11 protein-coding genes are annotated in these 12,213 nt (G+C 34.0%); 1 reads left to right on the top strand and 10 read right to left on the bottom strand.

Annotated elements, in window-relative coordinates; genetic code table 11:
- Position 1: 1 nt before the first annotated feature.
- The 6 genes from rodA to purH form a co-directional block, all read right to left on the bottom strand.
- Positions 2 to 1,237: a rod shape-determining protein RodA gene (gene rodA / locus K5V07_RS02285; protein WP_221916210.1), complete on the bottom strand. Its 1,236-nt coding sequence runs from the start codon at positions 1,235 to 1,237 to the stop codon at positions 2 to 4.
- Complete coding sequence (gene mrdA, locus K5V07_RS02290) at positions 1,212 to 3,197, bottom strand: penicillin-binding protein 2 (protein WP_221916212.1); 1,986 nt, start codon at positions 3,195 to 3,197, stop codon at positions 1,212 to 1,214. Before mrdA ends, rodA begins: the two co-directional genes overlap by 26 nt.
- Positions 3,194 to 3,700: a rod shape-determining protein MreD gene (gene mreD, locus K5V07_RS02295; protein ID WP_144891504.1), complete on the bottom strand. Its 507-nt coding sequence runs from the start codon at positions 3,698 to 3,700 to the stop codon at positions 3,194 to 3,196. Before mreD ends, mrdA begins: the two co-directional genes overlap by 4 nt.
- On the bottom strand, positions 3,693 to 4,517 hold the full coding sequence (mreC, locus tag K5V07_RS02300) for a rod shape-determining protein MreC (protein WP_182649514.1): 825 nt from the start codon (positions 4,515 to 4,517) through the stop codon (positions 3,693 to 3,695). The genes mreD and mreC overlap by 8 nt, the downstream gene beginning before the upstream one ends.
- A 102-nt stretch (positions 4,518 to 4,619) precedes the next feature.
- A complete protein-coding gene (locus K5V07_RS02305; protein ID WP_086454445.1) occupies positions 4,620 to 5,648 on the bottom strand; it encodes a rod shape-determining protein in 1,029 nt (342 codons plus the stop codon).
- A 53-nt stretch (positions 5,649 to 5,701) separates the two neighbouring features.
- Positions 5,702 to 7,228 carry a bifunctional phosphoribosylaminoimidazolecarboxamide formyltransferase/IMP cyclohydrolase gene (gene purH, locus K5V07_RS02310; RefSeq protein ID WP_221916214.1) on the bottom strand — a complete coding sequence of 509 codons (1,527 nt, stop codon included), beginning with the start codon at positions 7,226 to 7,228 and terminating at the stop codon, positions 5,702 to 5,704.
- A gap of 196 nt (positions 7,229 to 7,424) precedes the next feature.
- Here purH and K5V07_RS02315 point away from each other — a divergent pair, with 196 nt between their 5' ends.
- Positions 7,425 to 8,675 carry an ABC transporter permease gene (locus K5V07_RS02315; RefSeq protein ID WP_182649518.1) on the top strand — a complete coding sequence of 417 codons (1,251 nt, stop codon included), beginning with the start codon at positions 7,425 to 7,427 and terminating at the stop codon, positions 8,673 to 8,675.
- 78 nt (positions 8,676 to 8,753) lie between these two features.
- Here the strand turns inward: K5V07_RS02315 and K5V07_RS02320 are convergent, their stop codons facing one another.
- The 4 genes from K5V07_RS02320 to fbaA form a co-directional block, all read right to left on the bottom strand.
- Positions 8,754 to 9,605 (bottom strand): IS3 family transposase, encoded by an 852-nt coding sequence (locus K5V07_RS02320; protein ID WP_221916215.1) that lies wholly within the window; start codon positions 9,603 to 9,605, stop codon positions 8,754 to 8,756.
- Positions 9,606 to 9,619: 14 nt separating this feature from the next.
- Positions 9,620 to 10,048 carry a hypothetical protein gene (locus K5V07_RS02325; protein WP_221916217.1) on the bottom strand — a complete coding sequence of 143 codons (429 nt, stop codon included), beginning with the start codon at positions 10,046 to 10,048 and terminating at the stop codon, positions 9,620 to 9,622.
- 145 nt (positions 10,049 to 10,193) lie between these two features.
- Entirely contained in the window at positions 10,194 to 11,048 is an 855-nt protein-coding gene (gene accD, locus K5V07_RS02330) for an acetyl-CoA carboxylase, carboxyltransferase subunit beta (protein ID WP_086454725.1), read from the bottom strand.
- A gap of 67 nt (positions 11,049 to 11,115) precedes the next feature.
- A complete protein-coding gene (fbaA, locus tag K5V07_RS02335) occupies positions 11,116 to 12,183 on the bottom strand; it encodes a class II fructose-bisphosphate aldolase (RefSeq protein ID WP_221916218.1) in 1,068 nt (355 codons plus the stop codon).
- Positions 12,184 to 12,213: the final 30 nt, after the last annotated feature.

Below are 12,213 nucleotides of genomic sequence, written 5' to 3' on the forward strand. Positions count from 1 at the left end.
ATTACCATTCATTCACTTTATTCGCATCCATTTTGATGAAAATAAACAGTAGTATTGTAAAGCCCCATAGCCCTGATCCTCCGTAGGAGAAAAAAGGTAATGGTACACCAATTGTTGGGAATATTCCAGATACCATAGCAATGTTTACAAAGAAGTGCGTAAATAAAATACCCGCTACGCAATATCCATAAACCCTACTAAACTTGGTTTTTTGCCTTTCGGCCAAATATATAATTCTAAGAAATAATCCTGCAAATAGGGCTATTACTACTAGTGATCCTGCAAAACCCCATTCTTCACCAACTGTTGTGAAAATATAATCAGTATGTTGTTCTGGTACAAAGCCACCTTTTGTTTGTGTACCTTCTAGAAATCCTTTTCCCAGCCAACCACCAGAACCTATGGCTATTTCTGATTGATTGGTATTGTAACCTGATCCTTTTAAATCTACTGCTTTCCCTAGTAGAATATTAAAACGGTCTCTGTGATGTTGTTTAAAGACATTATTGAAGATATAATCAACAGAAAATACAAAACCGGAAATTAATACAAACAAGATACTGCTTAATAGGATATTTCTATCTGCTAATCTTGATCTATAATGAACTAAAACAATGACAAGTAAAGCTGCCAAAACAACGTAAATAGGTTGAATTACTAACGTAAGTACAAATAATAAAATGGTTATGAAACCCGTCCAAACATACCAGGATGGTAAACCTTCTCTATACAGTACAATAATAAAAATACTATATATTAAAGCGCTACCAGGATCTGGTTGCGGAAGTATAAGAAGTACAGGTAAAAGTATTATAGCTAGTGCTTGAATTTGTCTATTTGGATCTTTTAAATTTATTTGAGAATCACTTAAAAACTTTGCTAAGGCTAGTGAGGTAGCTGCTTTTGCAAACTCTGAGGGTTGAATTGTAAAACTTCCTATTGCATACCAACACCTTTGGCCAGCTATGGTTTTCCCAAATAAAAATAGACCAGCTAATGATAAAAGTGCTACAATAAAAATGATACTAGCATATTTTTCATAAAACTTACCATCAACAGAAACAACAATAAAGATTAATGGGATAGTAAATAAAATGAATATCAATTGCTTCTCATAAGTGTCTTGCATAGACGATAATGAGGAGGAATAAATATTCAACCAACCTAATAGTACTAGCACCGTATAAATAATGATGCTGATCCAGTCAATATTATTTGTTATACTTTGGTTTTTCATTAGATTGAGAAGCTAGTTTTTTTTCTTTAATGGTATCAGTAGTCAACGGAACTTTTTTAGGTGTTCCTGTCTTTAATTTTTGTAACGAATCTGCTATTTTTAATTGCAGTTTAACGGTTTCCGAAAGTCCACCTAATTTGGCGTAACGACCTTGTAAACTGGTTGCTAGAATTCTTTTTTCAAGATCTACACGGGTGATTTTATGTCTAAGGTATTTTTCAATCATCAAACTCGCAATCGGACCTGCAATAGTAGCACCATATCCTCCATTTTCTACCATTACTGCTATGGCAATTTTCGGGTTGTTCATTGGAGCAAATGCTACAAATATGGAATGGTCTTCCATTTTTACTTTTATACCGCCAATTCTAGTGGAGTTTTCCGCGGTACCTGTTTTTCCGCATATTTCAATTCCCTCCACTCGAAGTCCTCTCGCGGTACCTAGGTTATACACGTCAAATAAGCCACTAATAATAGGTTTGAAAAACTTCTTATCAATTGTTGTGGTATGTTTAGTAGTAAACTTACTTTCAATTGGGACACCCTCTATTTTTTTTATGATGTGAGGCGTGTAATAATAACCTTCATTAGCTACTGTTGCCATCATATTTGCTAGTTGAATAGGGGTCATCAATACTTCTCCTTGTCCAATAGCGTTGGATACAATTGCAGTACTTCTCCAGCCACCATTTGGGTACATGCGTTTGTATGTTTTTGAGGTTGGTACCAATCCTCTTTTGCCAATAGGTAAATCATATCCCATAAATTGGCCTAAACCAAAACTTTTAAGGTGATTGCTCCAAACGTCAACTGCATAGGCAGGTTTAGCATACTTATTGATGGTTTTCATATAAGCAGTTGCAAAATAAGAGTTGCAAGACTCAAAAATTCCTCTATGTAATTGAAGCGCGCCTCCATGACAGTGACATCCCATAAACCTACCTCTAGCATAGCTAAAACCTCGATTACAAAATACGGTCGTATTGTAGTCAATTACGCCTTCCTGTAAAGCAACAAGCCCTGTTAAAATCTTGAATGGCGAACCAGGGGGGTATTCAGCTAGTAAACCACGATCGTATAATGGTTTAGCAATTGAGTCTCGGTATAATTTTGTGTAATTTTTTGAGCGTTGTCTACCTACTAGAATTCCGGGATCGTAAGATGGAGCTGTTACAAGTGCCAAGATTTCACCAGATTTAGGTTCAATGGCAACAATTCCACCTCTTTTATTAATCATTAACTCTTCTCCGTATTTTTGGATTTCGGCATCAATGGTAAGGTTAATGTCTTGTCCTTGAACGGCTATAGTATCATACTTACCTGCTTTGTAGGATCCTATTTCACGGTTGTGCTTGTCTTTTTGAAGATATTTTACACCTTTAATACCACGTAATAAATCTTCATAACTTTGTTCTACGCCTTGTTTTCCAATTAAATCTCCGCTGTTGTAATACGGATTTTTTTCAATTAGTTTTTCATTTACTTGTGTGATAAAGCCAAAAATATTGGCGCCAAAATTTACTTCATAATCTCGAAGAGAACGTTTTTGAAAGTAAAAACCCTCGTACTTTCGTATCTTTTCTTGAAAAGCAGCAAACTCATTTTTATTTAATTGCGATAAAAAAACAGAAGGCAACCTCGGGCTGTAAACAGTTGCTTTTTCAATTTTTTTTATGAAATCTTCTTTTGTAATGTTCAGTAATTGGCAAAACTCTAGTGTATCAGTTTTCTTTACCTCTCTGGGAATAACCATAATGTCATAAGAGGCTTGGTTAGCTACAAGTAGTTTTCCGTTACGATCATAGATATAACCTCGTTCAGGATACTCGTATTTCTTTTTAATGGCGTTGTTTTCTGATTCTAATTTTAAGGTTTCATCAACTACTTGTAAATAAAAAATCCTTACAACCAATAATAGCGTAGCAATGGTTATTAGGCCGGGCAAAAGTGCTTTTCTCATCTTTTATTAGGCTTGATTAGATAAATAATTATGATGCAAATAATTATTGTAAAGATGGTACTCAATAACACAGTAAGTAATGTGTCTAAGATAAAACTCAATTGAAAGGCTTCTAATAAAAATAATGTAAAATGATGTATGACAACCGATAGTAAGATAAATGTAAAACGTTGTGGGGTAAGTACCTCATTTAATTTTATGGTTTGGTATTCATAACTTAATCCAAATGCAAATTTAAAAAGAGTAGGTCTTACGTAAGCTAGTAATATGCAAGCTGTGGCATGTGTTCCTCCAGAATTACTAAAAAGATCCATGATGATGCCCAATAAAAAACTAGATGCCAGCAAGGCAGATTTGTTTCCATTTACAGGATACAAAATGATAAACAATACATAAGGAAATGGACTAACATAGCCCAGTAAATTCATATTGTTGAACACAATTATCTGAAGTGCTAATAAGAGAATAAATCGAAATGTGTTGACAAACAAGGTGCTATTCATCTTTTTCTCTTTTTTCTAAATTAGTAATCTCTTCCTTGTCCTTACTTTTAATAATATATACATGACCTAGATTAGTCATGTCATTAAATAACTTTACGTCAAGTGTATAAAAGTTAGTTTGTGTGTCTCTGTAAATTTTTGAAATAGTACCAATATTTATATTCTCAGGAAAAATAACAGATTGACCACCAGTTACTATCGTATCGCCTATTTTTATCATTGCTAGTCTTGGTAGATCAGTCAGTTGAACAAATCCAGTACTTTTTCCGTTCCAATTTAACGACCCAAAGTGGTTTGACTTCTTAATCTTAGCATTAATTTGCGATCGTTTATTCAAGATAGAAATTACGGTCGCATAATTTTTTGAGGTGTTTTCTACAATTCCTACAATTCCTAAACTGTTGATCACGCCCATGTCAGGTTTTACTCCATCCAGCTCCCCAGAGTTTATAGTGAGGTAGTTTTCATATACATTATAAGAGTTGTGAATAACTTTAGAAACTAAAATGTCACTAGGTTTTACACCTTTCAAACTGTCCATTAATTTTACGCTAGCGGTGTCTTTTTTATTAAAGAGTAAGCTTTTAAGGGTTGCATTTTCTTGTGCCAATGCGTCATTTTGAGCTTTTAAATTCAAATATTCATTGACATTGTTTATTTTTTCATAAACGCCACCACTCAAAAAATTAGCAGAACTTATTATTTTACTTCTATGAAACGAGTGTGATTGAATAGTCAAGGAAAGTGATATACCCAAAAGCAGCAAAAACAGCAATCGGTTGCTGTTTTTAAAAATAAAATTAAAAATTTGCTGCATTTTCTTAAATGAATTATTTTAAAGTAAATTGAAACAAAAACTAAATCCTAATTATAAATTCAATTGGTAAACCTATCTAGGATTTAGTTTTAAATGTTTTAATTATTTAATAAGTATACTTTTAAATTTAACTATGTTTTTCAAAGCCATACCAGTACCTCTTACAACAGCTCTCAAAGGATCTTCTGCTATATAAACTGGTAAGTCTGTTTTTTGAGAAATTCTTTTGTCAAGACCTCGTAGCATTGATCCGCCACCCGCAAGATAAATACCTGTATTATAGATATCAGCTGCTAATTCTGGCGGTGTTTGAGATAAGGTTTCCATTACGGCATCCTCAATTCTTTGAATAGATTTGTCTAATGCTTTTGCAATTTCTCTATAAGACACTTCTACTTGTTTTGGTTTACCAGTTAATAAATCTCTTCCTTGAACAGACATATCCTCTGGAGGTGTTTCAAGATCTTCGATTGCGGCTCCAATTTGGATTTTTATTTTTTCGGCTGTACTTTCTCCCACAAATAAATTGTGTTGTGTACGCATGTAGTATACAATATCATTTGTAAAGACATCACCAGCAATTTTTACGGATTTGTCACATACAATTCCGCCAAGAGCGATAACTGCAATTTCAGTAGTACCACCACCTATATCAACAATCATGTTTCCTTTTGGTTGCATAATATCAATACCAATACCTATTGCGGCTGCCATTGGTTCGTGAATCAAGTATACTTCTTTACCATTTACGCGCTCACAAGATTCTTTTACAGCACGCATTTCCACCTCAGTAATTCCAGATGGTATACATACTACCATGCGAAGTGCTGGAGTAAACATTCGTTTTTTTAATGCAGGTATGCTTTTTATAAACATACTGATCATTTTCTCTGAAGCATCAAAATCAGCAATTACACCATCTTTCAAAGGTCTTATTGTCTTAATGTTTTCATGCGTTTTACCTTGCATCATATTGGCCTCTTTACCAACAGCAATGATTTTTCCAGAAATTCTATCGCGTGCTACTATCGAAGGGCTGTCAATTACTACTTTATCATTATGTATGATTAAAGTGTTTGCGGTACCAAGGTCTATCGCAATATCCTCGGTCATGAAATCAAAAAATCCCATAAGTTTTTTAAGGGTTAAAAGTTATATAAAAATGCCAGACAAAGTTAAACAAATTAATGTTTAAAATGACGCGTTCCTGTAAATACCATTGCAAGATTATTTTCATTGCAATAATTAATGCTTAATTCATCTTTAATAGATCCTCCAGGCTGAATAACGGCTGAAATACCGGCCTCTTTTGCTAATGCTACACAATCTGGAAACGGAAAAAAAGCATCACTCGCCATTGAGGCACCTTGTAAATCGAATCCGAAATTTTTAGCTTTTTCAACAGCTTGCATTAAAGCATCAACTCGAGAGGTTTGTCCTGTACCCGAAGCAATAAGCGTACCGTTTTTTGCAAATACAATTGTGTTTGATTTCGTGTTTTTACAAATTTTAGAAGCAAAAATTAAATCTTTAATTTCTTGCTCAGTAGGCGCAGTATTGGTAACGGTTTTTAGATCCTCTTTAGTATCTGTGATGTTGTTTCTTTCTTGAATTAATAATCCGTTTAAACATGTACGAACTTGTTTTTGAGGCAAAGCCATTTCGTTTTGGATTAAAATAATTCGGTTTTTCTTTTCCTGTAGAATGCTAAGTGCTTCATTATCATATTCAGGAGCTATTACCACCTCGCAAAATAAAGAGTTGATTTCTTGAGCGGTTGCTACATCTATTTTTGTATTCGAAATTAATACACCACCAAAAGCTGATGTTGGATCACATGCTAAAGCTGAAATATAGGCGTGATGTATTGTTGATCTAGTTGCCAGTCCACAAGCGTTATTGTGTTTTAAAATGGCAAAAGTTGGACCATCATTTTTGAATTCATGTATCAAATTAACGGCTGCATCTACATCTAGTAAATTGTTATAAGAAAGTTCTTTTCCATGAACTTTTTTAAACATCGCATCAAAATCACCGAAGAAAAATCCCTTTTGATGTGGGTTTTCCCCGTATCTTAATACTTGACCATCTGCAATACTCTCCTTGTAAATGGTTTCGTCAGTGTTGAAATAATTAAAAATTGCACCATCATAATGCGAAGATACGTGGAATGCTTTGGTAGCAAATAATTTACGATCCTCTAGTGTTGTAGCTCCGTTTTGTTTAGCGATGGTCTCTAAAAATAAACTGTATTGCTCCATTGACGAAACGATAACGGTATCTTTAAAATTTTTAGCTGCGGCGCGAATTAACGATATTCCGCCAATATCTATTTTTTCAATGATATCAGCTTCAGTAGCTCCTGAAGCTACGGTTTTTTCAAATGGGTACAAATCAACTATAACAAGGTCTATTTGTGGAATGTCAAATTCTTTCATTTGTTGCACATCACTCTCATTATCCTGACGGTTTAGTATCCCGCCAAAAACTTTTGGGTGTAATGTTTTTACTCTACCACCCAAAATAGAAGGGTATGAGGTCACGTCTTCTACAGGAATTACTGGGATTCCAAGATTTTTTATAAAATCTTCAGTTCCACCAGTAGAATAAATTGTAACATTTTGACTGTTTAGTTGTCTAACGATTGGCTCTAATCCTTCTTTGGAAAAGACAGAGATTAATGCTGATTGGATTGTTTTTGTTGTGCTCATTATGTAGTTATAGTTATGAGGTGCAAAAATAGTTTTTTAATGTTAAAATTAAGCCATTTGAAAATGAGATAATTTTAATTTGTAAATCTCTTTTTTGGAGTTTCTATTAAAATGATAGGATTCATGTAACGTTTCTTATTTTTATTAGGTTTTTGAATATTATTTATAGATTTTTACTTAACACAATACACATTATATGTTAGTTTACCTTAGATTGTTACGAGAAAGTTTTGGATTTGCGATGAGTGCCTTGCGCAACAATAAATTGAGAACCTTACTTTCGTTATTGGGGGTTACCATTGGAATTTTCTCAATCATTGCAATTCTAGCTGCGGTAGATTCTTTAGATAAAAAGATAAAAAAAGATTTAAGTAGTTTAGATAAAAATACGATTTATCTAATGCGTTTTTCTTTTGGTCCTTCCGAAATACCTCAATGGAAAAGAGAGCAATTTCCAGATGTGAAATATGATGAATACGAATATTTGAAAAGTTCGATGAATGATTTAGATCAAATGGCTTTTCAGTTTTTTGTTGGAAGAGAATCCTTAAAATTTGAATCGGAATCTGTAAGTGATGTTAATGTTGTCCCGGTATCTCATGAGTTTATTGATATACAAGGTCTTGAGTTTGATAAAGGAAGGTTTTACAACGAATCTGAATCTAATTCTGGAGCGGCAGTAATCGTTTTAGGGTATGATATTGCTCAGAGTCTTTTCGGTGAAAGCGAACCAATTGGAAAAAATTTACGATTGTATGGACAAAGATTTACCGTAATTGGTATGCTCAAAAAACAAGGTGCTGGAATGTTTGGGGACAGTAATGATACCTCCGTGTTTATACCGGTTAATTTTTTAAGACGTATGTATGGCGATAACAATAATGGGATGACTCCAGTAATCCTTGTAAAGCCAGAAAAAGGAGTTGATATGGATGCTTTTAAAGCTGAACTTGCTCAAAAACTTAGGAGTTTTAGAGGTATGAAAGTAGATGAAATGGATAACTTTTTTGTCAATGTACTATCTGGTTTTACAGATTTACTAGACGGAATCATTGGTGCAATGCGCGGTGGAGGAGTACTGATTAGCTTTTTCTCGTTTTTAGTAGGTGGATTTGGTGTGGCTAATATTATGTTTGTTTCTGTAAAAGAGCGTACCAATTTAATTGGGATTCAGAAATCATTAGGCGCCAAAAACAGATTTATACTTTTTCAATTTTTATTTGAAGCTATTATTCTATGCGTAATAGGAGGGACTATCGGTTTGATAATTGTGTGGTTGCTGTCTATATTACTGACAAATGTATTGGATTTTGAATTTGTTTTAAGTTTTTGGAATATTCTAATAGGTTCTGGATTATCCATTGTTGTTGGGGTAATTTCGGGAATTCTACCAGCTATCTCAGCTTCAAAATTAGATCCTGTTGAAGCTATTCGAACTGGTATGTAAAAGATTATTTTTAATTTTTAATGATTTGTCTAGTCCTGAAAAAGTGATACAGGATTAATAAAAAATAAAAGTACAATTTTAGACAGTAGCAAGCTCTGGTTTGCTACTGTTTTTTGTTTTATAGGTTCTCATTTTAATTTTGTTTTGGTGATGCATCTGATTTGGAGTAAGCATGTAATTAGAATAATGAGGTCTGATTTCATTATAGATATCAATAGCTTCTTTTACAATTTTTTGCATGATTTCTGCTTTTTGATTGTATTTGTCAATCCTAAATTCCTGTTTTAAAATACCATTGATCCTTTCTGCCACTGCATTTTCATAAGGGTCAGAGTTTTGTGTCATACTGCATAGAATTTTATTTTTATTAAGTTGCTTTTGGTAGTCATTAGCACAATATTGAATCCCTCTGTCTGAATGATGTATCAATGGTAAGTTTTTGTTGTTTCTGTGTTTAAGAGCCATTTTAAAAGCCTTCAAACTGCTTTCTGTGTTCATGTTATCGGCAACATAATATCCCATAATCTTTTTAGAATAAGCATCTGTGACTAAGCTTAAATAGCAAGGATTATCTCTTTTTCCTATATAGGTTATATCAGAGACCCAAACTTGCTCTGGTCTGTTAATTTCTAAATCTAGAATTCGATTTTGATGTTTATTAAATCGATGATGTGAGTTAGTCGTTACATGATAACTTCGTTTAGGATGTATCAATAAATGATTGGCTCTGAGTATATCAAAGAACTTATCTCTTCCAATTTTCATTAATTGAAGTTTATCAAACAAAAGATAATATAGTTTTCGAGTACCTATTCTAGGCATTGTCTTCCTGATATTATTCACCATCAAAATCACTTCTTTGGCTTTGTTTTGTTTGGATGCTATTCTTCTAGTCTTTCGATAATAAACCTGTCTGTCTATCCCGAACAAATAACAGGTAAACGCTACTGTTTTTTGTTCTTTTGCTCTAAAGCGGGCGATTGTTCGGGTGCAGAGTTTTTTCGGATATCGATATGATATTCTTTCTCAGCTAAATCAATCATCATGTCAAACAAGATTGCTTTTTTATCTGCAACGTAAGCTTGTCGTTCTAAAAGAGCCTTTTGTTTTTCTAATAGCTTGACTTGGGCTTCAAGTTCCATAATTTTTTGTTCGGGTGACTTTGCCATATTCAAAGGGGATTGGTTTTCCCAATCAAAGTTACCAAATTTTCGTAACCAGCCCAGAACTGTAGCATGGCTTTGAATGCCATATTGTTTTCTAATTTGGGTAATTGATGAACTACCTTGCTCAACTTCTCTAACGATTTGAAGTTTTAAGGACATGCTGTAATCTCGCTGGGTGCGCTTTACATAATTCGTGTATTCTTCCATAACGATTGTTTTTGTGTATCGCTATTTCAGGACGGGACAATTTATGGTAAAAAAAAGCAGCTTCCCAATTATGAGAAGCTGCTTTTTTTATTTTAATGAATCAAAAACGATTGAATAATATTCAGCCGATGCTTTGGATTTCAAATTATCGTACAGGATTGTTTTGAATCAAATCTATATACAAGTTAATCTTGTCTTTCAATTCTTTTCTTGGAGTAATAAAATCTAAGAATCCATGCTCAAGAAGAAATTCAGCAGTTTGAAAACCTTCTGGCAAATCTTTTCCAGTGGTGTCTCTTACAACTCTAGGACCTGCAAAACCTATCAATGCGCCTGGTTCAGCGATGTTAATGTCACCTAGCATAGCGTATGAAGCTGTAGTTCCTCCCGTAGTTGGATCGGTGCATAACGAGATATAAGGTAATTTTGCTTCAGCAAGTTGTGCTAATTTTACAGATGTTTTAGCTAATTGCATTAAAGAGTAAGCAGCTTCCATCATTCTGGCTCCACCTGATTTTGAAATCATCAAAAACGGCATTTTGTTTTTGATAGCGTGATCTATTCCTCTAGCAATTTTTTCGCCTACAACAGCTCCCATAGATCCACCAATAAAAGCAAAATCCATACAGCAAATTACTAAATCTTTACCTTTAGATTTCCCAACGCCTGTGCGTACGGCATCTTTAAGTTTGGTTTTATCCATGACATCTTTCAATCGATCGGCATACTTTTTTGTATCCACAAAATGAAGAGGGTCTTTTGAAGTCATGTTTTTGTCTAATTCAACAAATTCATTGTTGTCAAACAAAATTTGAAAATATTCAGCGCTACCTATTCTTACGTGAAAACCATCTTCGGGACTTACAAATAAGTTGCGAGCAAGCTCATCTGCATCAATAATTTTTCCCGTAGGAGATTTGTACCAAAGCCCTTTTGGGATGTCCATTTTGTCTTCAGTAGCTGTTGTAATCCCTTTTTCTTTTCTTTTAAACCAAGCCATATTTATTGTTTTTGTTGTTTCAGGTTTAAAGTTTTGAAACCTTAGACCTGAAACTTTAAACTTTTTATTATAATGTATTCACGTTGTTCAAGTCAGCAAATGCTTGCTCCAATCTTGTATTGAAAGTGATTTCGCTTTCACGCAACCATTTTCTTGGATCGTAATGTTTTTTATTTGGAGCGTCAGCCCCTTCTGGATTACCAATTTGTGTTTTTAGATAATCAATATTTTTAATCATATAATCACGAATGCCTTCTGTAAATGCAAATTGCAAATCAGTATCGATATTCATTTTGATAACACCATAGCTAATTCCTTCTCTAATTTCTTCAAGTGTAGATCCTGATCCACCGTGGAAAACAAAATCAACGGGGTTGTGACCTGTGTTGAATTTATTTTGAACAAAATCTTGAGAATTCTTTAAGATTTTTGGAGTTAATTTTACATTTCCTGGTTTGTATACTCCGTGTACATTTCCAAAAGCGGCTGCAATTGTAAAACGAGGACTTATTTTAGAAAGTTCCTCATAAGCATAAGCAACTTCTTCAGGTTGAGTGTATAATTTTGAGCTATCTACATCAGAGTTGTCTACACCGTCTTCTTCACCACCTGTAATACCTAGTTCAATTTCAAGAGTCATCCCCATTTTGCTCATTCGCTCTAAATAACCTTTGCAAATTTCGATGTTTTCTTCAATTGGCTCCTCAGATAAATCAATCATGTGTGATGAGTACAGAGGTTTTCCTGTTTTTTCAAAATGTGCTTCGGATGCGTCTAATAATCCATCAATCCAAGGCAATAATTTTTTTGCACAATGGTCAGTATGTAAAATTACCGTTGCACCATAGGCTTCCGCTAGTGTATGAATGTGCAAAGCACCAGCAATTCCACCAGCAATGGCTGCCTTTTCTCCAGCATTAGATAATCCTTTACCAGCATTAAACTGTGCTCCACCATTAGAAAACTGAATGATTACGGGAGCATTTAGTTTAGCGGCTGTTTCAAGAACGCTATTTATTGTATTTGAGCCAGTTACGTTTACTGCAGGCAATGCAAATCCTTTTTCTTTAGCATAGTTAAAGATTTCTTGAACTTGATCTCCTGTTGCTACTCCTGGTTTTATGTTGTGTGCCATAGTGTTAATATTAAGTAATTTTTTTAGTTT

Source organism: Flavobacterium sp. CHNK8 (assembly GCF_019774515.1).
Taxonomy (GTDB): Bacteria; Bacteroidota; Bacteroidia; order Flavobacteriales; family Flavobacteriaceae; genus Flavobacterium; species Flavobacterium tiangeerense.

Coding starts and splice junctions, on each gene's coding strand:
- rodA (WP_221916210.1), bottom strand. CDS start 1,237: ATGAAAAACCAAAGTATAACAAATAATATTGACTGGATCAGCATCATT.
- mrdA (WP_221916212.1), bottom strand. CDS start 3,197: ATGAGAAAAGCACTTTTGCCCGGCCTAATAACCATTGCTACGCTATTA.
- mreD (WP_144891504.1), bottom strand. CDS start 3,700: ATGAATAGCACCTTGTTTGTCAACACATTTCGATTTATTCTCTTATTA.
- mreC (WP_182649514.1), bottom strand. CDS start 4,517: ATGCAGCAAATTTTTAATTTTATTTTTAAAAACAGCAACCGATTGCTG.
- K5V07_RS02305 (WP_086454445.1), bottom strand. CDS start 5,648: ATGGGATTTTTTGATTTCATGACCGAGGATATTGCGATAGACCTTGGT.
- purH (WP_221916214.1), bottom strand. CDS start 7,228: ATGAGCACAACAAAAACAATCCAATCAGCATTAATCTCTGTCTTTTCC.
- K5V07_RS02315 (WP_182649518.1), top strand. CDS start 7,425: ATGTTAGTTTACCTTAGATTGTTACGAGAAAGTTTTGGATTTGCGATG.
- K5V07_RS02325 (WP_221916217.1), bottom strand. CDS start 10,048: ATGGAAGAATACACGAATTATGTAAAGCGCACCCAGCGAGATTACAGC.
- accD (WP_086454725.1), bottom strand. CDS start 11,048: ATGGCTTGGTTTAAAAGAAAAGAAAAAGGGATTACAACAGCTACTGAA.
- fbaA (WP_221916218.1), bottom strand. CDS start 12,183: ATGGCACACAACATAAAACCAGGAGTAGCAACAGGAGATCAAGTTCAA.